Here is a 26522-nt window from a genome sequence, read left to right on the forward strand (position 1 = left end):
TTCGCGGCTGGTTTCTCGGCCGGTTCCGGGATGTGGAGCACCCACTTCATCGGGATGCTCGGCTACGATCCCGGCATCGCGATCGCCTATGATCTGAAACTCACCCTCGTCTCGCTTCTCGTCGGCATCCTCGGTTCCATGGCGGCGCTCACCTTGTCCCGGTGGTGCGCCTCACCCGTGGTGGCCGTAGCGGCCGCGGTGATCCTGGGCATGAGCATGACGGGGATGCATCTCGCAGGGATGGCGAGTATCCGGTTCGCCGTCGTCCAATCAATGAACTTGCCGCTCCTCGTGACCGCGCTGCTCGTCGGCTGGTCGCTTACCGCCATCGCCTTCGTCATCTTCGCGCGTGACACGCTCCGATACGCGACAGCCGTGGCGGCGATGCTTCTGACGGTGTCCATCGCGGGCGTGCATTTCGTCGCCATGGGCGCAGCCGAGCTGATTCCGAACATGGCCGCGCCCGACACGGCATCGAGTCTGCCGCGTTTCGCGCTCGCCGCGGGCATTGCCGCGATCATGCTCACGATTCTCGGTTTCGCGGCGCTCGCCCTGTTCGTCGACCGTATGCGCCGGGCCGATCACGCCTTGCGCGAAAGCGAAGCCGCCTACAGGCTCCTGGCCGAGAACACCACCGACGTCATCATCTGGTCCGATCTCGATACGATCCGCCGGTATGTGTCGCCTGCCTCGATGGCCGTCCTCGGCTATCGCCCGGAGGACATCATCGGCACTCGGCCCCTCGATTTCATCCATCCGGACGATGTCGCCGACCTCGAGCACGTGCTCGCCGATCTCGTGGCGGGACGGATCGAAGCGGCCATCAGGACCCAGCGCCATCGTCGGCGGGACGGATCATGGGTGTGGATCGAGGCGTGCCTCGAGGTGACGCGCCTTCCGGGCGCGTCCGAGCCCATCGGCTACGTGTCGTCGCTTCGCGACGTCACCGACCGCAAGGCCGCCGAAACGGCGTTACGGTCCAGCGAGGAACGGCTGGCTTTCGCCCTGGACAGCGGCAGCGACGGCCTCTGGGATTGGGACATCCCCACGGGCAACGTCTGGTTCTCGGACCGTTGGCAGACCATGCTCGGCTACGAACCGGGCGAGATCGACGGACATATGCGCATCTTGGAACAGCTGGCGCATCCCGACGATGTCGCGACGGCCCGGCGGCTCCTGACGGACCATATCGACGGACGGACGGCGGTTTTCGAATGCGAGCTCCGGATGCGGACGAAGGCCGGACCCTACGGCTGGGTCCTGTCGCGCGGCAAGGTGGTGACGCGCGATGCGGAAGGCCTTCCCTTGCGCATCGTCGGGACGCATATCGACATCGGAAGGCGCAAGCATGCGGAGCAGCAGCTGGAGCATCTGGCGTTGCACGATGTCTTGACCGGCTTGCCCAATCGCGTGCTGTTCCGCGACAGACTCGGCCGGGAAATGGACAATGTCGAACGGCGCGGGCACATCTTCGCGGTTCTCGCCTGCGATCTGGACCGCTTCAAAGCGATCAACGACAGCCTCGGTCACCCGACGGGAGACAGCCTGCTGCGCCAGGTCGCAGAGCGCCTGACGGCGACCGTTCACGAGGGGGACACCGTCGCCCGGCTCGGCGGCGACGAGTTCGCCATCGTGCTGAGGGGACTCGACCAACCCCAGAATGCCAGTGCCGCGGCGCAGCAGGTCATCGAGGCGCTGAAGCTGCCCTTCGATCTCGACGGTCGTTCGGTCAGCATCGGCGTCAGCATCGGCATCGCCGTCGGGCCTCAGGACGGCGGGGACCCGGACCAGTTGCTGAAGAACGCCGACATCGCCCTCGGCCGCGCGAAAGCGGCCGGCCGGGGCACGTTCCGCTTCTGCGAACCCGCCATGGATGCGGCGATCGCCGCGCGAAACGTCCTCGAACTCGACATGCGCGAAGCCGTGCGGCGCGGCGAGTTCGAACTGCATTATCAGCCGATCATCGACCTTGCCACCGACACCGCCAGCGGGTTCGAGGCCCTGATGCGCTGGCACCACCCCGTGAGAGGCATCGTCTCGCCCGCCGATTTCATTCCATTGGCCGACGAGACCGGCCTCGTCGTTCCCCTCGGGACATGGGCCTTGCAGGAAGCCTGCCGGGAAGCGGCGACCTGGCCGGGCGATCTGCGGGTCGCGGTCAACGTCTCGGCGGTGCAATTCGCGGAGCCCGGCCTGGAACATTGCGTGATATCGGCTCTGGCCGCTTCCGGCCTGCCGCCGAACCGTCTGGAGCTGGAGATCACCGAGAGCGTGCTGATCGGTGACGTGGAAAGCGTGACCGCCTGTCTCCACCGGCTTCGCGCATTCGGGGTCCGCATCGCCCTGGACGATTTCGGCACCGGCTACTCGTCGCTCAGCTACCTGCGGCGGTTTCCCTTCGACAAGATCAAGATCGACCGTTCGTTCATTCGTGAGATCGCCGATGCCGACACGGCCGCCATCGTGCGCGCCATCGTCGGACTCGGCGAACGGCTGGGGGCGAGCATCACGGCGGAGGGCATCGAGGACGAGGCGCAGCTGACTCGCGTCCGTCGCGAAGGCTGCACGGAAGCCCAAGGCTACCTCCTGAGCGAGCCGTTACCCGCCGCAGACGCGTACAAGTTCGCCTTTGCCAAAAAGGACGCCGCCGCGGCCTGACAGGCTCCACGAGCGGCAAACCCGACGACCGGCGCTCGCCCCGGAACACGAACTCCCCCGCCTGCGGGATGCGACCCGGCGCCGTCCGAGGCGCTCGGACCCTTCGATGCCGCAGGCAGAATCCGGTGGTTTCGACGACATCGAGACGAGCGACCCGGTCCTGTCCGGGCCGGATTCAGCGGTCCTCGCTCAGCGTTCTCAAGGCGAAGATCTTCAGGTCGAGCGCGATCAGCATATCGATGACGGCATAGGACGCAGGTCCACGGCGTGCCGTGTCCTGCACGAGCGCCTGCTTCTCTCGTTCCAGATCATCGATGAGCATGTCGAAACTGACCATGCCTGGAATACGCGGTAGCCAAGGCAATGGTTTCACCTCCTGCGACGGGAGCCGAGCGCAAGCGCCTTGAGCGCATGTTTCGGTGCCGCCACAAAGGGGCGGACGGTAACTTCCTGTTAACGACGTGTCCGCGGAGCCGCGCCCCGGCCGGAACGTCATCCTCTCCGGCGCTCACCGCCCTATCTATCCGGCCGAGGTGCAACGGCGCGCCGCTGGACACCGCATGGCCCTTTCCCGCGACATCCTGGATATCCGCACGATCTACCACGAGCCCGCCGTGGCGGATTTCGCGCGCGGGCTCGCGATCCTCGACCGCTTTCCCCACGCCGAGCGGATCGAGGTCCCGTCGCATTGGAACATCCCGAACCTGCACGGAAACGCAGGTTCCGCGGAGGATTGGCTGCGGATCAAACGCTCGACCTTGGTGCTCGGCGTGAAGAAGGGCCTGACGATGCGGCCGAACGGGCGCAGCGCCCACTTCATCGCGCCCTCGACCTCGAATGGCTGCGCGATGGCCTGCGCTTACTGCTACGTCCCCCGGCGCAAGGGCTTCGCCAATCCGATCTCCCTCTTCGTGAACATCGAGCAAGTTTGCGCCGCGATCACCCGCCACGCCGCACGCCAGGGGCCGCTACCGGAGCCCGATACGGTGGATGCGGCCCATTGGGTCTACGATCTCGGCGAGAATGGCGATCTGTCCGTGGACGCGACCCTGTCGGACAACGTGCGCGACATGGTCGGGCTGTTCCGCGATCTCCCCAACGCCAAGGCCTCCTTCGCCACGAAGGCCGTGAACCGGGAACTGCTCACCTATGATCCCCGGGGCAAGACCCGTATCCGCTTCTCGCTGATGCCGGAGCGGATCGCCAAGGTCGTCGATGTGCGCACGGCCCCGATGCATGAGCGCATCGCCGCCATCGACGATTTCGTGGCGGCCGGTTTCGAAGTCCACGTGAACTTCTCGCCGGTCATCCTCTACGAAGGCTGGGAGGCCGATTGGCGCGACCTGTTCACCGCCATAGACGAGCGGATCGGCCCGGCGGCCAAGGCACAGCTCAAGGCCGAGATCATCCTGCTCACGCACAATGCGGATCTCCACGCGGTCAACCTGAACTGGCATCCCCGCGCGGAAGACCTGCTCTGGCGGCCCGATATCCAGGAGGGGAAACGGTCGCAGGGAGGAGGCGACAACCTGCGCTATCGAACCGGCTGGAAGGGCCGATGGATCGCGCGCCTCAAGGATCATCTGGCCGAGCTGATGCCCTATTGCCACGTTCGCTACGCCTTCTGAGCAGGTCGCGACCGTAGGGCGGGACGTGGAGCCCCCGTGCTCGGACCGCCTCGATGGTCTCGCGAACATCAGCGACCGCGTGGGCGCACAAGTTGCCGGAGGATGACGGAACAAATAGATCCTGAGGATTATAAATTGCGTATCCGGTTATTTTTAATTTGTATATTGGCTTTCACCTAGCATAATAAAATTATATTATCAAATAATCAGAATGACATCGGATATTTCGGAAAATATCTATGGACTAGCGTGAGACGGGCGCTTCAGGCCACTGAACAAGCCTCTGACGCATTGGGTCAAAGGAACCTCGATCCGACGATGCATGATCCAGGCAACGAGTCCGGCGAGTACGACTGCGCCGACGAATGCGACCATCCTCAGAGAGAAATTCTGAGGATCAAAGAATTTAAACAATACTTTCTCACATACTTGATAAGACAGGAAGTGCGTGAGGTACAGCGCATAGCTACTGTCTCCCTGCTCCACGGCAAAGGCGGTTCTCGAACTGATGCCGTTGGCTTCCAGCAACACTGCGGCAGTGACGAGTGAGGCCGCGGGCAGGCCGAGTGCGACGAAGCGAGGTGCTGTCGGCCAGAGAAATTCTGCCGCCAGCAACAGACCGAAACTGGCGAGGCCCAAGGCGCCGATCATCGAGACGTTGAGAAGACCAGCCGGAATAGTGATGCGGCGGACAACATAGCAAATCCACATGCCCGCAGCGAATTCAAGGATAATAGCATTCGTATAGAATCGGCCCAGCGCATTTTCCGGCCGAAGCAGCAGCCCGATCATCACGAGGGCCACGATGACGAGGCTGACATAAATGTACCGGTTTATTTCCGGATAAATGTACAGACCCAGAAAAAAGAGACAATAGAAGAACATCTCGTAGTTGAGCGTCCATCCAAGGAACAGGATAGGCTGTATCAGGCCGTTCGACTTCTCGAAGGGGATGAACGCCAATGACATGAGCAGATGGCCCAGCCCGTCATCGATGCTGCGAAACAGGAAGGGCGTCGAGAGGGCTGCGAGAAAGACGGCCATCGTCATGAACCAGTACAGCGGAACGACGCGAACCAGCCGTTTCATGAGGAATTGATATGGTGGCGCGATCCGGCCGTCGGTGGTGTAGGCCATCACGAACCCGCTGATGACGAAGAAGATATCGACCCCCCAGGAGCCCATCGAATATTTGAGATGGCCGAACAGCAAGACTTGGCAGTGGAAGCAGACGACGAGATAGGCTGCGACCGCCCTCAAGGAGTGGATATTGTATATCATCAGATTGTTTCCACATACGATGATATGAGCGGGCGTTCGACGCTATCCAGAGTGTTGCAATCGACTGTATTGATCGGGAGCGCACCACCCGTATCATCGCGGCCTTGGGCTCCGCGAGGAAGTGCGCATCGGGACTACGTCCGTCTTGAGCGACAGTGGCCCCGCCAGGTCGGGCATTCGAGCCTACACCCACCCGCTCGGTGCGGCCGGCAGCATCCGAGGCCACCTCCCGCCTTCGGGTGAAGACGGCCTCCTCCCAACTCCCGCCGCCCCGCTCCACCGCTCTCGATCCGATGATTGATCGCCGGGCCGGGACCCTGCTTCCGTCCGGTAGAAACGGGTCCGCGCTGTGCACGCACCGGCATGCCTCCCCCCTCTCGTCCGGCACGATCGGTGAGCCGCTCGACAGGATCGAAAATCATCCGCGACACATTTTGAACAAGTTCTGCTCACTAAGATTTGTTGTATCAATAAAGTACTAGATTACCGAAGTGTACCTATCTGTACATTTGCCAGAAAACATAGAGGAAGTTCTTCTTAGTACTGCCCGATAAATCAACAAATCCGATTATTCGCTCATCATTGCGATAATAATCTTGGGAATAGTGTCAGCGGACAACGCCGATGCTGAGGGGGATCCGTGACCAGAATCGGCGCGGATTGAGAGGATCGGCATCAGGACCGATCGCAGACACAACTGGAAAACGAATGCAGCATTCGCATCATGACGTCGCGTCGCAAGACGAGGAGCGTTCCACCTTCGATACGGGTCTCTGGTCGAGCCCGACATACGACTTCGTTTCAAGCTTCACAGAGAACGGTATTTCGAGCCCGGTTCCGGACATGGGCAGCCGGGAGCCTCTCTCCGACAGTCCGGATCCGGTGGAATCCGGCGCCGGCACGGCTCCGCTCACACGCCATGACGGGACGATCGTCGCCCGGGAAGGCGATGTCATTCGCGACCTCGACATCTATGTCGATAGCGGGCCTGGCATCGACGTCGATCACGTAAACAACGTGACCATCGAGAACGTCCGCATCCATATCAATGGAAACGGCGCCACCGAGGAAGGTGCCGGCATCCGTATCATGCGGGGTGACAACGTCACCGTCCAAAACGTCGAGGTCTTCAACGAGGGCGCACCCGAGACGGGCGCCGAGCGGACCCCGGACCATTACGGGATTTCGGCCTTCGAGGCCGAGGCTCTGAGCGTGACGAACGCCACGTTCCACGACACGTCGACGGGCATCCTGGTGCAATACTCGCCGGGCGCCACACTCGAGGGCATCGAAGGCTACGATATGCGCGGGCCCTTCCCCCGCGGCCAGCTCGTACAGTTCGGCGAGTCGCCGGACAGCAGCCTCAACAACTTCTACGTTCACAACGATCCGAAGGTCGCCTGGACCGAGGACAACATCTCGATCTACTACAGCGACAACGTCACCGTCTCGAACGGCGTCATCGACGGCAACAACTCGCCGAGCGGCCAGGGGGTCATCTTCGAGGGATCGAACGACGGCACCGTCCGCAACGTCGACGCGATCCATATGGGCAATGGCGCCTTCGCGGATTACGGCCAGAACAACACCTTCGATTCCACGCGCTCCTTCGACAACATCGCGGAGGACCAGGGGCGTGGACATCCGCTCTCGAATGCCCTGCTCTGGGGCGTGAACGAGAGCACGGTGGTGACCGATTCCTCGTACCAGAACGCAGGAAATCCGGGCAACATCGTCTGGGGCGAGGGCAATATCGGCGCCGGCATCGACGTGACCGAAGTGACCGGCCAGGCGCCCATGGCGCATTGGACGAACGACTTCGGCCAGGGCGTCTCGGACCCGGTGCCGGACGTCGGCAAACCGGATCCCGTCTCCGAGGGACCGAATCCGGTGGTTCCGGACATCGGACCGGCGCCCTCGCCCGAGGAGCCTCCGGTGGTCGCGCCGCCATCCGATCCGGTGCCCGGGGACGACACGGCTCCGCTGACACGCCATGACGGGACGATCGTCGCCCGGGAAGGCGATGTCATCCGCGACATGGACATCTATGTCGATAGCGGTCCCGGCATCGACATCGATCACGTGGACAATGTGACGGTCGAGAACGTCCGCATCCATATCAATGGAAACGGTGGCACCGAGGAAGGCGCCGGCATCCGCGTCATGGAGGGTGACAACGTCGATATCCAGAACGTGGAGGTCTTCAACGTGGGCGCCCCTGAGACGGGCGCCGAGCGGACCCCGGACCATTACGGGATTTCGGCCTTCGAGGCCGAAGACCTGAGCGTGTCGAACGCCACGTTCCACGACACGTCGACGGGCGTGCTCATCCAATACTCGCCGGGTGCAGAACTGGAAAACATCGAAGGGTACGATATGCGCGGGCCCTTCCCCCGCGGGCAACTCGTGCAGATGGGCCAGTCGCCGGACAGCACCCTCAACAACTTCTACGTCCACAACGATCCGAACGTCGCCTGGACCGAGGACAACATCTCGATCTACTACAGCGACAACGTCACCGTCTCGAACGGGGTCATCGACGGCAACAACTCACCGAGCGGCCAGGGTGTCATCTTCGAGGGATCGAACAACGGCACAGTCCGCAACGTCGACGCGATCCATATGGGCAACGGCGCCTTCGCGGATTACGGCCAGAACAACACGTTCGAGTTCACCCGCTCCTTCGACAACATCGCGGCGGACCAGGGGCGTGGAAACCCGCTCTCGAACGCCCTGCTCTGGGGCGTGAACGAGAGTACGGTGGTGACGGATTCCTCGTATCAGAACGCGGGAAATCCGGGCAACATCGTCTGGGGCGAGGGCAATATCGGCGCCGGCATCGACGTGACCGAAGTGACCGGCCAGGCACCCATGGCCCATTTGACAAACGAGTTCACCTGGAGCTGATCCGGTCCGTGCCTTCGGACAAAGCTTAGGCTGGGCCGAAGCGCATGACGCCAGACGTTCGGTGTGAAGAGCATCGACGATCTGGTGTCGCAGCCGAACGCGAAACAAATATGGGGTCCCGACCGGCAATGGTCGGGGCCCCATTCGTGTTCGACATCCTATTGTGCCATCCGGCATCCCCGCCCTCCTGCGACGCTGGTCACACCCTCACCCCCACGATCGGGAAGACCGGCCCGATCGGCACCCGACATCGAGCGACCGGCCGGTTTCGTTTCTGGCATGACGGCTTCGCGGGCCGCTGCGTGCCACATCAGCGGACACGGGACGGACGAGCCGGGACCATGCTGGAGAAAACCCCATCCCGGCGGATCAGCCCATGCATCAGGGCCGCCCCCAGATGGGTGAGGACGAGACCGAACAGGGTGTAGGCCAGGATTGTGTGAAGCGGACGGAGCCACGCATAGAGACTTGGATCGCGCGGCAGGATCGGCGGCAAGACGAGGGAGCCGGCGAGCCCGATCGGATAGCCGGCCGCCGACAGCATCGCCCAGCCGACCAGTGGCAGGACGAGCATCAGCCCATACAGCAGGACGTGCGAGACATGGGCCGCCCGCCGCTGCCAGCCCGGAAGGTCCGACGGAAGGTCGGGCGGGGGATGGCGCCAGCGGTTGAGCAGGCGCAGCAGCGCGAGGACCAGGATGCCGATCCCGAGTGGGCGGTGCAGCGCGACCAGGGTGTGGTAATGCGCCAGGGAGGTCACCATCGCCACGCCGATGAACAGCATGGCAAGGATCAGGGCCGCCATGGTCCAGTGCAGCAACCGGGCCGGCAGGTTGAAGCGCGCGGTGTGGCTCACAATCCGGCTCCCGTTGCGGGCGTGTTCTGGACGGCGCTCGGCGTTTTCGGTTCGCCGGCGCGGCGCGTGAAGGATTGCGCATAGGCCGCCGAGCGGGCGCTGAGCAGCGGATCGTCCGATTCCATGATGCCGGCGGGCAGGACGAGAGGATCGAAATTGACGTCGCGGCAATTGCCGTCCGCTTCCGACTGCGTGTCCGCGACGATCACGGTCCCGACGTCCAGGCTCTGGCGCTCGACCGGCCAGGGACGCGTCGCATCGGCCGTGGGGTCGCCGGGCTGCCCAAGGGTGACGACGAGATGCCACCGCACGGGCGCCCGACGGACGGCAGACTCGAAGTCGTCGAACAGAACGTTCTCGTCCGCGCGAGCCCCCTGGGCTGGGCTCTCCGCCGTCGCGGCCTGCTCCGGCACGAACGCCCAGCGCACGGGCGTCCGGGTCCCGTCCGCGGCGATGAACCGGAAGGCGTTGAGGCTCCGGAAGGTGTCGTCGGCGAAGCCCGAGGTGATCGTCCGCGCCTTGATCAGGGAAGCCGCTTTCGCGCTCTCGGGATGCGCGGCGAAGAACGCCTTGAGCGCCTCGGGATCGGGCTTGCCCGTGGCCGGATCGGGCTTGGCGGCGAGAAGCTGCGCGTAGAACCCCTCCGGGCTGCGGACCGGGAAGACCGGAATGTCGTTGTTGCCGGTGCGCCATTCCTCGCCGTCGGGCAGGTGGAAGCGCAGCGCGAGGCTGCGCACCGTCGTGGCCGCGTCCGCCGCGTAGGGCTGGCCGCCGGCCAGCGCGATGCGGCCGGTGATGGGCGTGACCCGTCCCGCGGCAAACAGCGACGCCGTCGATACGCGCGCCCCCCGGCCGCTGCTCTCGAAGCGCCCGGCGAGGCAGAGCCCTTTGGCGTGGTTGCGCCGAAAGCCCGGATGGGATCCATTCACCTGCTCGAAGCGGTCGACGATCCGCGCCTGGGTCAGGTCCCCCGGAGAGAGCCAGCCGCCGGCATAGGCGAAGGCCCCCGCCGTGCCGGCGACGAGCGCCCCGATGGCGGCGAGGCGGAGACAAGCGGCACGCGGGCTCAAGGCCGGATCGGCCCCGGTCAGGTCGTTCAGGAGGGACATGGCGGGCCTTCAGATGGGTTTCGCCGTGGCGCGGCGGATTTCGTTGGCGAGCGGGTGCAGGATCGTGGGGTCGGCCGCACCCACGAGGCTGTAGCCGAGCCCGTCCTGGGCCCAGGCGTAGCCGTTCGACGTCTCCGTCGTGTGGGCGCGCATCGGCGCGTCGCCGGGAACGCTCATGGGCCGCATCAACATGACGAAGCGCGCGCCGTGCCCATCGTCGTACATCAGCAGCCCGGCGGGTCCCTGCTGCGTGGCGACGAGACGCCCGCCCATCAGGCGGTAGCCGGAGCCGCTCAGGTCCGGCACGGCGACCGGCCGCTTCATCCGGGCGGAGAACCAGCCGGCGAGTTCGTCCCGGTCGGCGGCGGCGAGCTCGACGGGGCGGGTGTGGTCGGGCGCGTAGACCGCGTAGTTCATGCTCGCGGACTGGGCCAGCGCCTCGATGCCGGTGGGCACGGGCGAGACCACCTCGCGCAGACCCCAGCCACCGGCGCCTCCGACGAGCAGCAACAGCCCAGCCGCCATCGCCTGCCAGATCGGGAAAACCTGCCAGATCGGATGTGCCGGCCGGCGGCGCGTCTCGACGATGCGCGCCAGGTTCAGCCGGGCCGGAACCGGCTCGGCGGCGATGGGCGCGAAGGCGGCCCGCATCTCCTCGCGCAGGGCGATCATCCGCGCCACCCGTGCCCGCGCCTCGGGATGAGCATCGAGATAGGCCTCGACCTCGCGCCTCCGGGCGGTATCGAGCCGCTCGTCCACGAGGCCCTGGAGATCGTCGTCACCGATCGGACGCATGGTCATTTCACCCTCCGCAGGAGCGGGCGCTTGGCAGGGACGGAGGCTTCGGTGCCGTCCATCGACTGGATCATCCGGTCCCTGGCCCGGGACAGGCGGGACATCACGGTCCCGGTGGGAATGGCGAGGATGTCGGCGGTCTCGGCGTAGGACAGGCCCTCTACCGTCACCAGCAGGAGCACGCTGCGCTGCTCTTCCGGCAGCGCGTCCAGCGCCGTCATCAGGTCCCGGTGGCGCAGGCCGCTCTCCTGCGTCGGTGCCACCGCGAGGTTCGCCTCCGCAATGTCCTCGATCGGCATGTGCGCGCCACGGCGGGCGCGCTGACGCATCTGCGTCACGGCGAGATTGTGGAGGATGGCGAAGAGCCAGGTCCGCGCGTCGCCGTCGGCCTGGCGCTGGTGCCAGCGGGTGACGGCCCGCTCGAGGCAATCCTGCACCAGATCGTCGGCATCGGTCGGGTTGCGCAGGAGGGCGTGCGCGTAGCGGCGCAGGGCCGGGATCAGCGGCTCGATGAGGCGCATCATGTCCATCATCTCCTGTCTCCTGGCATGGGCGGGGCTCCAGTCGGCACGCTGGCCGGACCGAACGGACTTCGGGGTCGGCGACAGGGGCATGGACGCCGCGAAATCGTGTTTATTCCACGCCTGCACGAAAAATTTCGCACCCGGCAGCGAGTATTCGTTCACGCTGATCTGGTCTCGATCATGGCGTTGGAATTTTTCGATAGGGTCATGGAATAAGCAGCCGAAGACGTCGTCTGTCCGGCATCACTGCTCGACGATATCGGATCGAGCAGAAACCACCGGAGACCTGACATGACGATGATCAAGACCGTTTCGGCCGTCGTTTTCGCGTCGGCCTGCACGCTCGCCGCCCTGACCGGAGCCTCTGAGGCCCGGCCCGCCCCGCATCGGCTGGAGAGCCCGACGATCACCGGCTCGATCCCGGCGCCGGCGCAATCCGCGTATTGGCTCGGCGGGCCGGACACCGACAGCGGAAACGCCAAGAACCCCGCTCTGCCGTTCTATGCCCAGGCCCGTGGCCAGGAGACCGGCGGCCCGGCCCGCGAGCTGATCCCGAACTAGAATCATGCCGGCCCATGGCGTCCGTCTCCGGTCGGCAATGCCCGCGGGTCCATGCAGATCAACCGCAGCGTCGCCTTCGGCGACGCCACGTCGAGCTACGACAAGGTCGCCTGGACGCCGGCGGTCGGCCTCGTCGTCAAGCCCCTGGAGCACCTCTCGCTCTACGGCAACTATGAGGGCCTGCTCTCGAGCGGTGCCTCGCCGGTCACGGCGAGCAACCCGAACCAGGCGCTCCCGCCGACCATCGCCGACCAGAAGGAGATCGGCGTGAAGTACGATTTCGGTGTCGTCGGCGTCAGCGCCGCCCTGTTCGAGATCATCCAGCCCAACGCCTTCCAGGACTCGGCGACGCGGAACTACGCGCTCAACGGCCTGCAGCGGAACCGGGGGATCGAGTTCAGTCTGTTCGGCGAGATCGCGCCGGGCGCGCGCCTCATCGGGGGCATCGCCTTCACCGACGGTCGCCTGGTGCGGACCGAGGGCGGGGCCTTCGACGGTAGGAGCGCGCCCGGTGTCCCCGGCACCACGCTCAGCCTCTACGGCGAATACGACCTGCCGCCGTGGATGCCGCGCGGCCTGACCCTGACAGGCCGGGTCATCCACACGGCGTCCCAATATTACGATCAGACCAATCTGCAGCCCATCCCGGATTGGACGCGGTTCGATGCCGGCCTCCGCTACACGTTCCTCGGCACGTGGGGCAAACCCGTGACGGTGCGGGCCACGGTGGAGAACGTGTCGGGCGAGAATTGCTGGGCGTCCACCGGAAACGGGTTCCTGACCCTCGGAGTGCCCCGGACCTACCTCCTCTCGGCCCAGCTGGACTTCCGACGATGGCGACGGGCCCCGACGCGCCGCGCCTGCGAGCCTTCCGGCTCTGGTCGTTCGTCCATACCTGGACGAGCCTCGTCAGCATGGTCTTCATGCTGATGCTGTGCCTGACGGGCCTGCCACTGATCTTCCATCACGAGCTCGACGGCGTCCTCGGCTACGAGCCCGAGGTGCCGGCGATGCCGGTGGGGACGGCGCACGTGTCGTTGGACATCCAGGCCCTGCTGGTCTCGCAACCGCTGCATTTCGGCGATTACGGCGGCCTTCCCCTCAAGATCGTCTGGGCGCTTCTCGATCTCGCGACCATCGTCGTCATCGGCAGCGGGCTCTATCTCTGGATCGCCCCCAGACGATGGAAGACGGCCGGCGAGCGGGTGCAGCCCGGTGCGAGGCCGTCTGGCGCAGGAGCCGCGGAATGAAGACGCGCCCGCTCATCCGGTCCCGGACCTGGGCAATCCCATCGATCCTCGCCGCCCTGACCCTGCTCAGCCTGGTGATCGCCCTGATCGTCGACGGAATCTGGGACAGTCTGGCCAGCGCCGTGTTGGCCGGAATCCTGATCTACATGACCTACGAAGGGTTTCGTCCTCGGACAACGTAGCATCACGACGGGGGCGCTAAGCCCGGCGACGCCACCGCCGCTCGGCTAGGCCCCCAACTCGCGCGCGAGGTCGCCCACCCGTTTCAGGTCGGCCACGAAGGCCACGTAGGCGTCTTCCTTGGCCTCGTCCGGCAGGCGCAGGAGATAGGAGGGGTGCACGGTGATGAACCCCTCATAGGCCTTGCCGAAGGCGGCCGGGCCACGGGCGCGGGTGATGGGGATCGCCTTGCCCGTCAGGGCCAGGACGGCGGTGGCGCCCAGGGCCACGACGAGTTTGGGGGCCACGAAATCCAGCTCCCGGTCGAGCCACCAGCGGTAATGGCTCACTTCGCCGGCGGTGGGTTTCTGGTGGATGCGGCGCTTGCCGCGCTCCTCGAACTTGAAATGCTTGACCGCATTGGTGAGGTAGGCCGCGTTCCGCTCTATCCCGGCATCCGCCATGGCGCGGGACAAGAGCTGCCCGGCCGGTCCCACGAAGGGCCGCCCCTGCCGGTCCTCCTGGTCGCCCGGCTGCTCGCCGACGAAGGCGATGGCGGCATGGGCGGGGCCTTCGCCGAGGACGGCCTGGGTCGCGCCCGGCACCAGGGGCTCGGAGCGCCGGATGATGGCGTTGAGCTCCTCCAGTGAGGCGGGATCCTGGTCGGACATCGCGGCGACGGCCTTGGCGGGATTGCGCTTGGTCGGCATCTGCGGCTCCCTCTCGATCATGGCTTCCGTGCGGGCTGAGGCGGCGCGGACGAGGCCGGGAATCGCCGCAGTCTCCGGCATGTTGCGCCAGTACTTCTTCGGCATCTCCGCCCGCATGGCGGCGAGGTTGGTGCGGGCGGGATTGAACGTGCTCTCGTAGTAATCGCGCCAGCCGGCCTCGAACCCATCCGCCTCGGGCGCATCCTCGCGACGTCCCGGCGGCCCGAAGGTCAGGGTGTCGCCGTCCCAATGGGCCGAGCCGTCAGGCGTGAGGATCGACCAGTTCAGGGATCGGAAGCGCGCGACGAAGAAGGTGCTCGCCGCCTCCAGGATGTGATGGTCCGGCTCGAACCAGGCGACGAAGCGCTCGACGCCATCGACTTCCGTCCGCCGGAACCGCAGGAAGGCGTGCATCTTGTGGAGGTCGCGGGCGATGGCCTTGCGCATCCGGTCGAGGCGATGGACCAGCGGATCGCTTCCGACCTCCATCAGCCCGCGCTCGCCATGGATGACGCGCCAGATCAGGGTGTAGAGCAGGGCATAGCGCTCGGGGTCGCGGTGCGGGACGACCATGCGGATCAGGTCGGCCGCCGCGCGCGGCAGGCTTAGTGGCGCATCGGAGCCGGATTCGGGCTGGGAGACCTGTCCGAACAGGCCGGGGGCCTGCCCGATGGACCAGACTGCTCTATCGGGCGGGACCGATGCGGCGGCGAGCCGGCGCGCGGCGGCGCGGAACCCGTCGAGATCGGCGCCCTCGCGGAGGGTGATCGTTTGGAGTGATCCACCCGACCTTGTCCCCTCCGCGGAACTCCTGGATCGACCCGTCTGCTCGACGGCTGTTCCCTTTGTCAGAGGGTGTTCCACATCGGTCACGGCGGGCTCCCTCTCCTGGAAGGAGAGGGTTGGGGTGAGGTGTGGCCCATCTTCGAAGAGGTCACGCACCTCACCCTGTCCCTCTCCTTCCAGGAGAGGGGACCCGCGCTGCCCGCGAGATATATGAATATCGGAGGGCGGAGGGGGGAGAGAAGAGCGGCGTGTCATCCGACCCCGTCAGAACAGGCTCAGCTGCCGCGCCGGCTCGACGAGCTTGGCGCGCAGGTCCAGCCTGTCGGTGCCCCCGGGTCCCGGGTGATAATCGGCGGCGATCAGGAACGGGCGGGCGCGCTTGAGCCCCGAGGTGAGACGGGCAACGTCGTCCAGGCGCAGCCGCGTGTGGCGGCGCGCCTTCACGATCTTGTCGACGGCCCGCGCACCGAGGCCCGGCACCCGCAGCAGGATCTCCCGGTCGGCGACATTCACGTCCACGGGGAAACGCCCCCGATGCTTCAAGGCCCAGGCGAGTTTCGGGTCGATGTCGAGAGAAAACATTCCGTCTTCGGCGGCATCGGCCACGTCGTCGGCGGAGAAGTCGTAATACCGGATCAGCCAGTCGGCCTGGTAGAGCCGGTGCTCGCGCTGGAGCGGAGGGGATTTCAGCGGCAGGATGGCGGAGCCGTCTGGGATCGGGCTGAAGGCCGAGTAATAGACCCGCTTCAGGTTGAACGAGCCGTAGAGAAGGGCGCTCTTGCGGATCAGCGCCTCGTCGGTGGTGGTGTCCGCGCCGACGATGACCTGCGTCGACTGCCCGGCGGGCGAGAACCGGCGCTTCTCGGCCTTCGCCTCGGTGATCCGGGCGCCGATCTGCTTCATCGCGTTCTGGATGACCGGGCCGTTCTTTTCCGGCGCCAGCCGGTGCAGGCTGGCATCGGTGGGGAGTTCGAGGTTGATCGAGAGCCGGTCGGCGTAGAGCCCCGCCTCCTCCACCAGCCACGGGCTCGCCTCCGGGATCGACTTGAGGTGGATGTAGCCGCGAAAGCCGTGGTCGCGCCGCAGGGACTTCGCCACCCGCGTCAGCAGTTCCATCGTGTGGTCGGGCGACTTGATGATCCCCGAGGAGAGGAACAGCCCCTCGATGTAGTTGCGCTTGTAGAACTCCACCGTGAGGGTCACGACCTCGTCGACGGTGAACTTGGCGCGGGCGACGTTGGAGGAGCGCCGGTTCACGCAATAGGCGCAGTCGAACAGGCAGTAATTGGTCAGCAGGATCTTCAGGAGCGAGATACAGCGCCCGTCCGGCGTGTAGGCGTGGCAGATGCCGGCGCCCGTGGTGGAGCCGAGTTCGCCCTTGCCGGCCACCCGTTTGGGCGCCCCCGACGAGGAGCAGGACGCATCGTATTTCGCGGCATCGGCCAGGATGCGCAGCTTCTTGGCGAGGGCCTCGTCCATGACAGGGACATGCGCGTCGTTCGTGTTTCGTTCAAGTTTTTGTCGCGCCGGGTCGGAAATGTCGCAGGGTGCTGTTCCCTCTTCCCGCCGGGCGGGGAGAGGGCCGCATGGATCTTGTCGTCCATGCGGCGAGCGCAGGCGAAAGCCGAAGCGGGGGTGAGCGGGGGAATCCGGATGAGGCGCGTACGGCTCGGCCCCCTCGCCTTCGGCTGCCGCCTCGCTTTATGCCCCGACGAGGGGGCATGAAGCCCTCTCCCCGCACGCGGGGTGAGGGGAAGCATGACTCGGCTCACGGAGATACATCCATCACCGGCCGAGCCCGTCCTCCGCATTCACCTCCTCGTCGACGATCGTCTTCGCCAATCCGTATGAGAACCCGGCCCTCGCCATGGAGGCGAGATCCTTGTCGCGGTGGGCGGCGCGGAGGTCGGGGCGGCGGAACGGGCCGAGCCGGCGGCGCTTGGCATAGGCGCGGGCCGCCACCTCCTCGGCATCGGTGCCCTCCTCCTCGCCCCGGTCGCGCTCGGTCTCCAGGGTTTCGGCGATGAGCGTCCGGTCGACCCCCTTGGCGGCGAGCTTGGCCGAGAGGCCGCGGGCGGAGGCCCCGCGCCGGCGCAGGGTCGCCGCCCGCGCGGCGGTGAACCGGGCGTCGTCCACGAGGCCGGAGGAACGGGCGCGCTCCACGATGGCGGCGACGGTCTCGGCGAAGGCGGCGGGGTCCTCGTCCCGGAGCCGGCACCGCTTGGCGACCCGGCGCTCCAAGGTCTGGCGCAGCATCGCCACAGAGGCGCTGTAGCGCTCCAGATACTGCAGGGCGACGCGCTCCAGATACGCAGCCGTGATCGGCGGCGTAGGTTTTGCCGCGCGGGGCGTGGGCTCTGCCTCGCGCGACATTGGCTTTGCCTCGCGGGGCGTGGATTTTGCCTGTCGCAAGGGCACAGTACGTCCCGCTGCAACGTTTCGAGCGCTCATCGGTTCATCACGCTTCGGACAGGTTTCAGGATCATGAGGCGCATCGTCTCGACCGTGAACCGGTTGCCTGTCTTACCCCGAGAGGACGCATGCATGTCATGCCGGCATTCCTCCTGAAGCGCGAGTGGCTCCTGGTCGCGCTCGGCCTCGGCTTCGCCGTTCTCGCGGCCGCCGTGGTCTACCTGTCGCGCCCGACGGTGCTCACCGTGGCGGTCGGTCCGCGCGACGGGGCCGAGGCGCAGTTGCTCGAAACCTATGCCCAGGCCCTCAAACGGGCGCGGGAGGACGTGCGCCTCAACGTGCGGACCTATGACGACGTGCGCGACAGCGCCGCGGCTCTCCAGGCCGGGAACGCCGATCTCGCCGTGGTCCGGCCCGACGTCTTCCTGCCCGATAATGGCCTGACGCTTGCGCTCCTTCACGAGGAGACGCTCCTCATCGCCACCCCCGAGGCCAGCGCGATCGAGAGCTTCCCCGACCTCGCGACCAAGCGCCTCGGCATCGTCGAACGACACGCGGCCGACCGGCCCTTCGTCACCAACCTCCTCGGCTTCTACGATTTCACCCCCGTGCCGGCGCCCGAGCCTGGCCATGCCCTCGCCGCCGGCCATATCGCCCTGGTGCCGCTCAAGCCCGGCGAGGTGACCGCCGCGCTGCAGGCCGGCACCGTGGACGCCGTCGCCGTCATCGCGGCCCCGACCTCGAAGGCCGCGATCTCCACGGTCCGGGCGGTGGAGATGGCCTCCCACGAGAAGAAGATCACCATCGTCTCCGTCCCCGACGGCGACGCCATCGTGCAGCGGATGCCCGAGTTGCAATCGGCGACGATTCCCGCCGGCACGTTCGGCGGCCGGCCCAAGCGCCCCGAGGAGGACGTGAAGACGGTGGGCGCTTCCTACCGGCTGATGGCGCGGGGCGGAGTGAGCCGCTACTCGGTGGCCTCCGTCACCCAGCACCTGTTCGAATGGCGCTCGAAGCTGGCGCCCGGCGCGCCCATCGCCAACCTGATGAAGGCCCCGGATTTCGAGACGTCGGTGGCCGCCACCAGCGCCCGCCTGCCCAACCATCCGGGGGCGGTCGATTATTTCGAGCGCGAGCAGCAGACCCTGTTCGAACGCTACGAGGATTACGTCTACCTCCTCGCCTTTTTCGGCGGCACCATCGGCTCTGGCATCGCCTGGCTCGGCCAGCGCCTCGCCCGCCAGCGCCGCGAGCGGGTGGACGTGGTCCTCGACCGGCTGCTCGACATCCTCAGGGACATCCGCTCGGCCACCACGAGGGAGCAGCTCGACGGCCTCGTGCGCGAGACCGACGACCTCGTCACCGACGTCGTCCAGCACGCCCGCGAGCGCAACGTCGACACCCGCGCGATGAACGCCCTGATCCTGGCCATCGATGCGGTGCACGGCGCCATCGCCGATGCCCGCCGGTCCCTCGTCACGGGCGCCGAGCCCGAGCGCCGGCCCCTGCGGACGCGGTCCGCGCGTCTCCTCAGGCTGGATCGGCCGGCGGCGGAATAGGCGCGGCTTTTCCCCTCATCGCCTCATCTCGTCGAGCATGGCCTCGACGACGTTGCTGAAATCGTCGCTCCAGGGACGGCGGCCCATGTCGGGCACGACCCGCGTCCACTCGCCCGGTTCGGCGAGCGTCCCGAGATGGGCCTCGTCGCGGGCGATGGCGACGACGATGGAGGCCTGACGGAAGCGCGGTCCGTCGATGCTGTCCATCAGGCGCCCGTCGCGGACGAAGGTGACGAGGCCCTTGTCGGCTGCCGCGCGGGCGAGGATGTGGCGCAGTTCGAGGTGCCGGTTCGAGATGTGGACGACGAGGGCGCCGTCGGGCGCGAGCTTCGCGGCGTAGAGCGCCAGTGCTTCCCGCGTCATGAGATGGCTCGGGATCGAGTCGGAGGAGAAGGCGTCGACCACGATCAGGCTCTTCCCGCCGGGCTCGTCGGCCAGGGTCAGGCGCGCATCGCCGAGGACGATCCGGGCATCGGGGGCGCAGGCGCCGAGGAAGCGGAACAGGGCGGGATTCCGCGCGATGCGGACCACTTCCGGGTCGATCTCCAGGAAGGTCCAAGCCTCGCCGGCCTGGGCATGGCAGGCGAGGCTGCCGGCACCGAGCCCGACCACGGCCACCGTGTCGAGGCGTCCGCCTTGGCGTGACCGGACGGCGGCGATCGCGCGGCCGATGCCGCCCTCCATGGTGAAGTAGGTCACCGGCTCGGGCCGCCCGGTGAACGGCGTACCGTCCTCGTTGGTGATCCGCATCGCGCCGTGCAGGGTGGTGCCGTGGCTGAGGGTGCGGAAGTGTCCGTCCGTCGAGGTGGCGATCTTGTGCACCCCGAAGAACGAGCGCACCGACGCGCCCGAGGTCAGGGCTCCGCTGACCGTGGCCGAGAACAGGGCGAGGCCCATCGCCAGAAGCGCCACGTTCTGCGGCTTGCGCCAGAATGCGATCATCGCCCCCATCAGGCAGAGGGCGCCGACGATGAGCCAGGAGCGTGGCAGGATCGTCAGGTTGATCAGGAGGGCCAGCACGATCAGCCCGGCCAGTATGGCGAGCGACCGCCGGTTCTCGCGCCAGGACGCGGCGGACAGGATGGACAGGTCCGGGCGGCACAGAAGGGCGGCCACGAGCAGGATGGGGTATTCGAGGACGGTGGAGAAGATGCGCGGCGCGAGAAGCCCACAGAAGATGCCTCCGAGCATGCCTCCGAAGGACAGGCAGAGATAGAACTCGGTGAGCCGCGACGCATCCGGGCGGCGCGTGTAGAGCGCCCCGTGGCAGATCATGGCGTTGACGAAGAAAAGGCCGAGATGGAGCGCCAATCCGATGCCGAGCGGGAACGCCGCCGTCATGGGCAGGAGCGCCATCGCGGTGCCGAAGACCTGGATACAGGCGAGGACGGTCTGGGACGGGACCATCCGCTCGCGGAAGGCGAGGACGAAGGTGAGGAGGAACAGCGCCAGGGGCGCGACCCAGAGCAGGGGCGCGGCCGCCACATCGGTGGAGATGTGCGCCGTCACCGAGACGAGGAGGCCCGAGGGCACCAGGGAAAGGGCGATCCAGCCGAACCGCTGGCGCCAGATCTCACGCCGGGAGGCGGAGGCCGCCGCGACGCCGGCCGCGATCCGGGACGGGGCCGAGGCGTTGCGCGCGGCTGCGGCGGCGCAGATCGCGATCAGTCCGGCGAGAACCGCGAATCCCAGCATCCAGACCCGGCTCTGGTCGCGCAGGGTGAGGAGCGGCTCGATGGCGAGGGGATAGGCGATCAGGGCCGCGAAAGAGCCGATGTTCGACGCCCCGTAGAGGAAGTACGGGTCGCGCGCATGGGGGTGGTTCGAGCGCGAGAACCAGGCCTGCAGCAGCGGCCCGTTCGCCGACAGGGCAAAGAACGGCAGGCCCACCGAAACGAGGAACAGCCCGAGCAGCCAGACGGCTTCCCCATCGGCGGGCGGCTTGCCCCAGCCCGCGGCCAGTTCGATCGGCAGCGCCGCCAGGGCGCAGCCCATCACGGCGAGGTGGAGCGGGGCGGCGACGCGCAGCGGCAGGTAGCGGGCCAGGGCATGGGCATAGGCGTAGCCGGCCAGAAGCAGGGACTGGAACACCACCATCGCCACGGACCAGACCGAGGGCGAGCCGCCGAGGACCGGCAGCACCATCTTGGTGAACATCGGCTGGACGCCGAAGAGCAGCAGGGCCGAGAGGAAGATCGTGGCGACGAACAGCGCGAGAAACGCCGTCGCTCGGGACGATCCGCTCAAACCGGCATGCCGGGCTCCGTCCGCTGCCATGGTCATTGGTCGAGCCCACTCCGTTTCCGCCTGCCGATTAACGGAAGAGGCCGTTAAATTGTGGTTGCTCCGGAGGAGGCGGATCGCTCGCGGACGTCATGATTCGTCATGGACGGTGCTCGTCCGACCGGCATGGACGACCGGGGGACAAGCGAGTTGGTCGAAGCGTTTGGCCGATCCTTTGCGGAACCCTCGCCCGAGACGTCGAGGTGAATGCCGGTTCGGCGAAAAAGAGCGCGGCACAACAAAGGCCGGGAGACGTGCCCCGACCCGACGTGGTCGGGCGCAGCTCTCGCCGGGCGCACGCTCCGCGCGATTGATCTCAAATGGCCGATACCGCCGTTCGAGGGTGCGCGGAGGCCGGCTCGTGCCAGGACCATTTGCGCCCATATGCGCTGATCGGCGCCTCCACGAGACGCGTCAGAAGCCAGCCTACGGCAACGCAGACCGGCAGGGCCGCGACGGTGACCCCCCATTGCGCCGCCGTTCCGACATCGGGTTTCGTGCCGAGAACAAGCCCGTGCATCAGGCCCAGCACCGGCATGTGCGTCAGGTAGACGGCGTAGGAGGTCGTGCCGAAGAAGCACAGGATCGGCGAACGGAAGCGTATCGCTTCGGGTGCGCCGCGCACGAGGGTCAGGAGAAAGGCGGTGCATCCCAGTGAAACGGCGAGCGGCCCGAAGACTTGGAAAACGATGCCTTGTTCGCTGTCCATCAGCTTCAACAGGCAAGTCACGAGGAGAAGCAGCGGCGCGGCCAGCCGCAGCGGCAACTCCAGGCGTGACCCTAAGGTTCGCGGCGAAGCTATCGCGAGTGCGCCGAGCACGCCGCAGATGAGTACGTCGGCTCGGGTGGGCAGGAAGACGAGTGTCGCCATCCGCCAGTCCGGCGCCAAAAGAAGAATGCCTGCCCGAGCGCACACCGCCGCGAGCATGACGATGCAGAGCACTGCAGCGAGGCGGCGACGCGGCACGAGCAGGCACAAGAGTGGCAGCGCGAGGTAGAAGTGCTCTTCGAGGCCCATCGTCCAGGTCGGACCGAGCCACTCATGTCCAACGTCGTTGCGGGCCGCCATGAACACGTTTTGGCTGAAGGTGAGGTAGGACCAGAGCGGGAAGGTCGTGTCGGCGTGTGCCCAGGGCCGATCGACCAAGCCAACGAGACCGAAGATCGCGAGAACGCACAACATGTAGATCGGCAGCGTGCGGCAGGCCCGACGCACGTAGAAGACGGTCAGAAAGTTCCGCGCGTGGCTCTTGTCGAGGATCAGCTTGCCGACGAGGTAGCCGCTCAGCACGAAGAACATGTCCACAGCAAGCCAGCCCACCATGAAAACGGAAAGGCCCCTCGGCACTTCGCCGAAGTAATGCGAGATCACAACGAAGATCGTCATGAGACCTCGGAGACCGTCGAGAGCAACCACCCGTCGATCAGGGCTGAAAGGGCGGGCGGGATCGCGGCGGCTCATCGTGACAGTCGTCATCGGTTGAGGTGGCTGCATGAAGACTGCCCCGGTGATGAGCTCGTCTACCGCGGAAGCGTCAACGCAGCCTGAAGGCACTCATCAATGGGCAAGGATAGGTGGGGAGACCTCCCGATCCCCGGGCACACCAGCCGTGTCGGCAACGAATCGATGTCCGCGTCGAGTCGACGGTGGGACGTCCACCTTTGGGTTGAAGGCCAGAATCCGGCCGCCATCCGACCCGGTCCTTCGGGGCGGGATCCGACGACGGCGTCCTGTCACGAGGACCGCGACGCCGGCCTTCCACCGCCGGCCGGAGCGTGTTTGGGGGGCTTCAATAATGCGGCGGGGGCGGTTCCGGGGCGCCGGTGCCGGTGCGGGCGCCGGCCTCCTCGACCTGCTCCACGAGCTTGGCCAGATGCCGCGTCAGGGCATCGATCTGGCGCCATTGCGCGGTGATCGTCGCGTTGAGGTCGTCGATCACCACGTCCTGCTCGGTCAGCCGCATCTCCAGTGCGTCGATGCGGGCCGAGAGCGTATCGTCGTCGGTCATGGCTGGCCCCGCCTCATCGCAATGTCTCGGGATCGTGGTCGGGCCGCTCGACGAGGCCGGGTCCGAGCGCGATGCGGTGGTCGAAGACGAAGCAGTCGCCGCGCCAGCGGCTCTCGACCTCGGGGATCGTCTCGAGATAGCGCAGGATGCCGCCCTCGAGATGGTGGACCGTGCCGAACCCCTTGGCGCGCATATAGGCCCCGGCCTTCTCGCAGCGGATGCCACCGGTGCAGAACATCGCCACCGCCGGATGCGCGGCGGGGTCGAGGCCGTCGACATAGGCCCGGAAATCCGAGAACCGCGACAGGTGCGGGTCGGTCGCCCCCTCGAACGTGCCGAGATTGACCTCGAAGGCGTTGCGTGTGTCGAGGAGGAGGAGGCCCGGCGTATCGAGCAGCGCGTTCCAAGCCTCGGGCGGCACGGGAATCCCCGCCTCGCCCGCATCGGTGGCGCCGTCGTCGAAGGTCACGATCTCCCGCTTCACCCGCACCTTGATGTGGCTGAACGGCGCTGCCTCCGCCCTCGAGAGCTTCACGTCGAGATCCCTCAGGCGCTCGCCGAAAAGCGGGCCGTCGCGCAGGTCGGACAGGAGCGTGGCCATGCCGGCCTCGCTGCCAGCGATGGTGCCGTTGATCCCCTCGCGAGCCAGGAGGAGCGTGCCGAGGATGCCGAGTTCCACGCAACGCCGCTCCAACGCGTCGCGCAGGTCTGCGGCGTCGGGCAGGGGAACGAAGCGGTAGAGGGCGGCGACGGTGTAGGGCATCGGCGGCAGGGTCTATCAGGCGTGGTCGTCAGGGGGAACCGCTGGGCGCCCCGCCCTCGATCCGGCGCAGGACGAAGGTGGTGCCGACCTCGGGCTCGCGCCGCCAATGGTTCTCCCCCGCCGGCACCAGCCCCACCACATGGCCGCGCCGTGCCACCAGGGTGAGCCGGCCGGGAGCCGCCAGCCAAGCGGCCGGATCGAAGGTCGTCAGCCCGCTGTCGCGGCAGCCGTCGAGGACGCGGGCCGGGGCGGTCCCTCCCCCCTCCGCCGGTTTCAGTTCCAGGCGGCAGACGTCCTGCTCGCGGTAGCGGTCGAGGGCATAGACGCCCGCCGTCGGCCGCGGGCCGGCAGGCGTCGCTGCGCTGGTCTGCGCCCCGGTATTCTGGCCCCCTGCCACCGTGGGATCGTCCCGTTCGAGCTTGTACCCGGCGCCGCCATCCGGCGCGGGCGCGGGAGGGGGCGCCATCGCCACGATCTGGAGCGGGACGAGGCTGTAGACCTCGCCCCCCTCGGTCTTGGCCATGAGGCTGCGCCGGTCGTCCCGCGCCTTGAAGATCAGGACCGGCCGGACGTTCTTGTCCACGAGGCGGACCACGCCGTCCACGAACAGCCAGGCGGCGACCTCGTTCAGGATCGGCAGGGCGCGGCGGCACCCGGCGGGAAACGACAGGCGCCGCCCGCCCTCGAAGCTCTGCGACGCGAGGGTCATGACGCAGCGCCGCGTGCTGCCGTCCCGCGACAGGTCCCAGGTGCCGGGAACCCCTTCGATGGTGGGCGGCAGGGTCTCCACGAAGCCGGGGGGCGGGCTCGCCGCGGCGGGCGTCTCCGAGGGGCCGCCGGCGGCGGGGGGCTCCGAAGGTGTCGGGGCGGGCGACGCGGACGGGGGCGCGGTCGGCGTCGAGGGTGTCTGGGGAGCACCCTGAGCCATCCCCTGCCCCCCATTCTGGGTCATAGTCTGGGCCTGCGCCGGACCGGCCAGGGCCGCGATCGTCACCAGGCCGGCGAGAAATCCGGCGCGGGACCGTGCGAGACAAATCATCGGGCTGCTCCGTTCGCCGGCGTTTCCGGCACCGGCGTCAGCGGGCCCTTGCCGGAGAACCAGGAGAGCAGGTTGTCGACCACGAGCCGGCCCATGGCCTCGCGGGTCTGGACGGAGCCGGAGCCCACATGCGGCAGCAGGACCACCCGTTCCAGGCCGAGGAAGGCCTCCGGCACGTGGGGCTCGGCGGCGAAGACATCGAGCCCCGCGCCGTGGATCGTGCCCGATCGCAGGGCCTCGATCAGCGCCGGCTCGTCGACGAGGCTGCCGCGGGCGACGTTGACGACGATCCCGTCGGAGCCGAGGGCGTCGAGGATCTCGGCATTCACGATGCCGTTCGTCTCCGGGCCGCCGGGCGCCACGATCATGAGGACGTCCACGGCCCGCGCCATTTCCAGCAGGGTCGGGTGATAGGTGTAGGCCACGTCGTCCTGCCGGCGGCGGCCGTGATAGGACAGGGTCACGCCGAACCCTTCGAGGCGGCGGGCGATGGCCCGCCCGATCCGGCCGAGGCCGAGGATGCCGACATGCCGGCCGCGCAGGGTCGCCGTGAGCGGGTAGGTCCGCGTGGGCCAGTGCCCGGCGCGCAGGTAGCGGTCCGCCTGCGGAATCTCTCGGATTGTCGCCAGGAGCAGCCCGAGGGCGAGGTCGGCCACCTCGTCGGAGAGCACGTCGGGCGTGTTGGTCACGACGATGCCCCGCTCCGCCGCGGCGCCGACATCGATCGTATCGTAGCCGACGCCGTAACTCGCCACGATCTCGAGATGGGGCAATTTCTCGATGAGGGCGCGGTCGACGAGGGCCTGCGCCCCGATCGCCATGGCGCGGATGCGCGGTCCGATCTCGCGATAGAACGCGTCGGGATCGGGCGCGGTGTCGGCGCGGTGGAGGGTGAAGGCGCCCGCCAGCGCCTCCATCACGCTGGGCTGCATCGGCTTCAGGAGCAACAGGTCGGCAGGCTGCATGTCGCGCTCGTCATCCGTCCCCGGAACCGGCCATGGAAGGAGTGGCCATGAGAGGATACGGCTGTAATCCCCCGTCCGGGCAGGGTCCAGCCATGGCGGCGGGGCCGTATCGGCCAAGGCCGCCATGCGGCGCGTGGGCGGCAGTCATGAGCCCGATGCGCCGTGTGCGCCGGCCTACTTCCAAGCGGGCCTTTCGAACATTACTAAAGAGGTCGAGAGTCAGATATCCGCCCGCGATCCGATCAACAACGAAAACCGAAACAGCCAC

At 67.1% G+C, this 26522-nt stretch carries 22 protein-coding genes and 1 pseudogene; 8 read left to right on the plus strand and 15 right to left on the minus strand.

The annotated features are described in order from the left end of the window. Positions 1 to 30: 30 nt before the first annotated feature. The gene (locus tag A3OM_RS0119285; protein WP_245257808.1) at positions 31 to 2658 is read left to right on the plus strand and encodes an EAL domain-containing protein; all 2628 of its coding nucleotides are present in this window, start codon (positions 31 to 33) and stop codon (positions 2656 to 2658) included. Positions 2659 to 2833: 175 nt separating this feature from the next. On the opposite strand, the gene A3OM_RS25930 is transcribed toward A3OM_RS0119285, so the two are convergent. Next, positions 2834 to 2980, minus strand: a complete 147-nt coding sequence (locus A3OM_RS25930; protein WP_157196508.1) for a hypothetical protein — start codon at positions 2978 to 2980, stop codon at positions 2834 to 2836. A gap of 238 nt (positions 2981 to 3218) precedes the next feature. On the opposite strand from A3OM_RS25930, the gene A3OM_RS0119295 reads away from it, so the two are divergent. Continuing rightward, positions 3219 to 4286 (plus strand): spore photoproduct lyase family protein, encoded by a 1068-nt coding sequence (locus A3OM_RS0119295; RefSeq protein ID WP_018045424.1) that lies wholly within the window; start codon positions 3219 to 3221, stop codon positions 4284 to 4286. A gap of 237 nt (positions 4287 to 4523) precedes the next feature. Here A3OM_RS0119295 and A3OM_RS24350 read toward each other — a convergent pair whose 3' ends face one another. Next, entirely contained in the window at positions 4524 to 5567 is a 1044-nt protein-coding gene (locus A3OM_RS24350; protein ID WP_018045425.1) for an acyltransferase, read from the minus strand. A 708-nt stretch (positions 5568 to 6275) separates the two neighbouring features. On the opposite strand from A3OM_RS24350, the gene A3OM_RS24830 reads away from it, so the two are divergent. After that, the gene (locus A3OM_RS24830; protein WP_018045426.1) at positions 6276 to 8474 is read left to right on the plus strand and encodes a right-handed parallel beta-helix repeat-containing protein; all 2199 of its coding nucleotides are present in this window, start codon (positions 6276 to 6278) and stop codon (positions 8472 to 8474) included. Between the two features lie 310 nt (positions 8475 to 8784). Here the strand turns inward: A3OM_RS24830 and A3OM_RS0119310 are convergent, their stop codons facing one another. From A3OM_RS0119310 to A3OM_RS0119325, 4 genes are read right to left on the minus strand one after another with little or no spacing between them, the layout of a single operon-like run. Beyond that, positions 8785 to 9330, minus strand: a complete 546-nt coding sequence (locus A3OM_RS0119310; protein ID WP_018045427.1) for a cytochrome b/b6 domain-containing protein — start codon at positions 9328 to 9330, stop codon at positions 8785 to 8787. Next, positions 9327 to 10439, minus strand: coding sequence for a catalase family peroxidase (locus tag A3OM_RS0119315; RefSeq protein WP_018045428.1), 1113 nt, complete (start codon positions 10437 to 10439; stop codon positions 9327 to 9329). Before A3OM_RS0119315 ends, A3OM_RS0119310 begins: the two co-directional genes overlap by 4 nt. 9 nt (positions 10440 to 10448) lie before the next feature. After that, on the minus strand, positions 10449 to 11234 hold the full coding sequence (locus A3OM_RS0119320) for a hypothetical protein (protein ID WP_081612752.1): 786 nt from the start codon (positions 11232 to 11234) through the stop codon (positions 10449 to 10451). Positions 11235 to 11236: 2 nt separating this feature from the next. Further along, complete coding sequence (locus A3OM_RS0119325) at positions 11237 to 11767, minus strand: sigma-70 family RNA polymerase sigma factor (protein WP_026176215.1); 531 nt, start codon at positions 11765 to 11767, stop codon at positions 11237 to 11239. Between the two features lie 282 nt (positions 11768 to 12049). Here A3OM_RS0119325 and A3OM_RS0119330 point away from each other — a divergent pair, with 282 nt between their 5' ends. From A3OM_RS0119330 to A3OM_RS24360, 4 genes and pseudogenes are all read left to right on the plus strand, one after another. Then, positions 12050 to 12319, plus strand: a complete 270-nt coding sequence (locus tag A3OM_RS0119330; RefSeq protein WP_018045431.1) for a hypothetical protein — start codon at positions 12050 to 12052, stop codon at positions 12317 to 12319. Positions 12320 to 12370: 51 nt separating this feature from the next. Continuing rightward, entirely contained in the window at positions 12371 to 13249 is an 879-nt protein-coding gene (locus tag A3OM_RS0119335) for a TonB-dependent receptor (protein WP_018045432.1), read from the plus strand. Positions 13250 to 13362: 113 nt separating this feature from the next. After that, positions 13363 to 13569: pseudogene (locus tag A3OM_RS26430) on the plus strand (PepSY domain-containing protein); the annotation flags it as partial. After that, positions 13566 to 13751, plus strand: a complete 186-nt coding sequence (locus A3OM_RS24360; RefSeq protein WP_018045434.1) for a hypothetical protein — start codon at positions 13566 to 13568, stop codon at positions 13749 to 13751. The pseudogene A3OM_RS26430 and the gene A3OM_RS24360, both read left to right, overlap by 4 nt. 45 nt (positions 13752 to 13796) lie before the next feature. Here A3OM_RS24360 and A3OM_RS0119350 read toward each other — a convergent pair whose 3' ends face one another. The 3 genes from A3OM_RS0119350 to A3OM_RS0119360 form a co-directional block, all read right to left on the minus strand. Beyond that, a complete protein-coding gene (locus A3OM_RS0119350; protein WP_026176217.1) occupies positions 13797 to 15206 on the minus strand; it encodes a UdgX family uracil-DNA binding protein in 1410 nt (469 codons plus the stop codon). Between the two features lie 282 nt (positions 15207 to 15488). Beyond that, positions 15489 to 16703 (minus strand): putative DNA modification/repair radical SAM protein, encoded by a 1215-nt coding sequence (locus tag A3OM_RS0119355; protein ID WP_018045436.1) that lies wholly within the window; start codon positions 16701 to 16703, stop codon positions 15489 to 15491. Between the two features lie 306 nt (positions 16704 to 17009). Continuing rightward, positions 17010 to 17597 (minus strand): RecX family transcriptional regulator, encoded by a 588-nt coding sequence (locus tag A3OM_RS0119360; RefSeq protein WP_018045437.1) that lies wholly within the window; start codon positions 17595 to 17597, stop codon positions 17010 to 17012. Positions 17598 to 17764: 167 nt separating this feature from the next. Between A3OM_RS0119360 and A3OM_RS0119365 the strand changes: the two genes are divergently transcribed. Continuing rightward, positions 17765 to 19195 (plus strand): TAXI family TRAP transporter solute-binding subunit, encoded by a 1431-nt coding sequence (locus A3OM_RS0119365; protein ID WP_018045438.1) that lies wholly within the window; start codon positions 17765 to 17767, stop codon positions 19193 to 19195. A 15-nt stretch (positions 19196 to 19210) separates the two neighbouring features. Here the strand turns inward: A3OM_RS0119365 and A3OM_RS0119370 are convergent, their stop codons facing one another. The 6 genes from A3OM_RS0119370 to A3OM_RS0119395 form a co-directional block, all read right to left on the minus strand. Then, entirely contained in the window at positions 19211 to 21472 is a 2262-nt protein-coding gene (locus tag A3OM_RS0119370) for a fused MFS/spermidine synthase (protein ID WP_043764918.1), read from the minus strand. A gap of 322 nt (positions 21473 to 21794) precedes the next feature. Then, positions 21795 to 22955, minus strand: coding sequence for an acyltransferase (locus A3OM_RS0119375; protein WP_348625453.1), 1161 nt, complete (start codon positions 22953 to 22955; stop codon positions 21795 to 21797). A 313-nt stretch (positions 22956 to 23268) separates the two neighbouring features. Next, entirely contained in the window at positions 23269 to 23487 is a 219-nt protein-coding gene (locus A3OM_RS0119380) for a SlyX family protein (protein ID WP_018045441.1), read from the minus strand. Between the two features lie 13 nt (positions 23488 to 23500). After that, on the minus strand, positions 23501 to 24250 hold the full coding sequence (locus A3OM_RS0119385) for a hypothetical protein (RefSeq protein WP_018045442.1): 750 nt from the start codon (positions 24248 to 24250) through the stop codon (positions 23501 to 23503). Between the two features lie 28 nt (positions 24251 to 24278). Beyond that, positions 24279 to 25289: an AprI/Inh family metalloprotease inhibitor gene (locus A3OM_RS0119390; protein ID WP_018045443.1), complete on the minus strand. Its 1011-nt coding sequence runs from the start codon at positions 25287 to 25289 to the stop codon at positions 24279 to 24281. Continuing rightward, the gene (locus tag A3OM_RS0119395; RefSeq protein WP_018045444.1) at positions 25286 to 26254 is read right to left on the minus strand and encodes a 2-hydroxyacid dehydrogenase; all 969 of its coding nucleotides are present in this window, start codon (positions 26252 to 26254) and stop codon (positions 25286 to 25288) included. The genes A3OM_RS0119390 and A3OM_RS0119395 overlap by 4 nt, the downstream gene beginning before the upstream one ends. Between the last annotated feature and the right edge of the window lie 268 nt (positions 26255 to 26522).

The sequence above is a fragment of the Methylobacterium sp. 88A genome, from assembly GCF_000376345.1.
Classification (GTDB): Bacteria; Pseudomonadota; Alphaproteobacteria; order Rhizobiales; family Beijerinckiaceae; genus Methylobacterium; species Methylobacterium bullatum.

What these genes read in the sequence shown, in the direction of transcription:
- A3OM_RS0119320 (WP_081612752.1), bottom strand. Translation starts at nt 11,234, where the DNA reads ATGCGTCCGATCGGTGACGACGATCTCCAGGGCCTCGTGGACGAGCGG.
- A3OM_RS0119365 (WP_018045438.1), top strand. Translation starts at nt 17,765, where the DNA reads ATGCATGTCATGCCGGCATTCCTCCTGAAGCGCGAGTGGCTCCTGGTC.
- A3OM_RS0119330 (WP_018045431.1), top strand. Translation starts at nt 12,050, where the DNA reads ATGACGATGATCAAGACCGTTTCGGCCGTCGTTTTCGCGTCGGCCTGC.
- A3OM_RS0119385 (WP_018045442.1), bottom strand. Translation starts at nt 24,250, where the DNA reads ATGCCCTACACCGTCGCCGCCCTCTACCGCTTCGTTCCCCTGCCCGAC.
- A3OM_RS25930 (WP_157196508.1), bottom strand. Translation starts at nt 2,980, where the DNA reads ATGCTCATCGATGATCTGGAACGAGAGAAGCAGGCGCTCGTGCAGGAC.
- A3OM_RS0119315 (WP_018045428.1), bottom strand. Translation starts at nt 10,439, where the DNA reads ATGTCCCTCCTGAACGACCTGACCGGGGCCGATCCGGCCTTGAGCCCG.
- A3OM_RS0119390 (WP_018045443.1), bottom strand. Translation starts at nt 25,289, where the DNA reads ATGATTTGTCTCGCACGGTCCCGCGCCGGATTTCTCGCCGGCCTGGTG.
- A3OM_RS0119370 (WP_043764918.1), bottom strand. Translation starts at nt 21,472, where the DNA reads ATGGCAGCGGACGGAGCCCGGCATGCCGGTTTGAGCGGATCGTCCCGA.
- A3OM_RS0119325 (WP_026176215.1), bottom strand. Translation starts at nt 11,767, where the DNA reads ATGATGGACATGATGCGCCTCATCGAGCCGCTGATCCCGGCCCTGCGC.
- A3OM_RS0119335 (WP_018045432.1), top strand. Translation starts at nt 12,371, where the DNA reads ATGCAGATCAACCGCAGCGTCGCCTTCGGCGACGCCACGTCGAGCTAC.
- A3OM_RS0119360 (WP_018045437.1), bottom strand. Translation starts at nt 17,597, where the DNA reads ATGTCGCGCGAGGCAGAGCCCACGCCCCGCGCGGCAAAACCTACGCCG.
- A3OM_RS24360 (WP_018045434.1), top strand. Translation starts at nt 13,566, where the DNA reads ATGAAGACGCGCCCGCTCATCCGGTCCCGGACCTGGGCAATCCCATCG.
- A3OM_RS24350 (WP_018045425.1), bottom strand. Translation starts at nt 5,567, where the DNA reads ATGATATACAATATCCACTCCTTGAGGGCGGTCGCAGCCTATCTCGTC.
- A3OM_RS0119295 (WP_018045424.1), top strand. Translation starts at nt 3,219, where the DNA reads ATGGCCCTTTCCCGCGACATCCTGGATATCCGCACGATCTACCACGAG.
- A3OM_RS0119395 (WP_018045444.1), bottom strand. Translation starts at nt 26,254, where the DNA reads ATGCAGCCTGCCGACCTGTTGCTCCTGAAGCCGATGCAGCCCAGCGTG.
- A3OM_RS0119355 (WP_018045436.1), bottom strand. Translation starts at nt 16,703, where the DNA reads ATGGACGAGGCCCTCGCCAAGAAGCTGCGCATCCTGGCCGATGCCGCG.
- A3OM_RS0119285 (WP_245257808.1), top strand. Translation starts at nt 31, where the DNA reads ATGTGGAGCACCCACTTCATCGGGATGCTCGGCTACGATCCCGGCATC.
- A3OM_RS0119375 (WP_348625453.1), bottom strand. Translation starts at nt 22,955, where the DNA reads ATGACGACTGTCACGATGAGCCGCCGCGATCCCGCCCGCCCTTTCAGC.
- A3OM_RS24830 (WP_018045426.1), top strand. Translation starts at nt 6,276, where the DNA reads ATGCAGCATTCGCATCATGACGTCGCGTCGCAAGACGAGGAGCGTTCC.
- A3OM_RS0119380 (WP_018045441.1), bottom strand. Translation starts at nt 23,487, where the DNA reads ATGACCGACGACGATACGCTCTCGGCCCGCATCGACGCACTGGAGATG.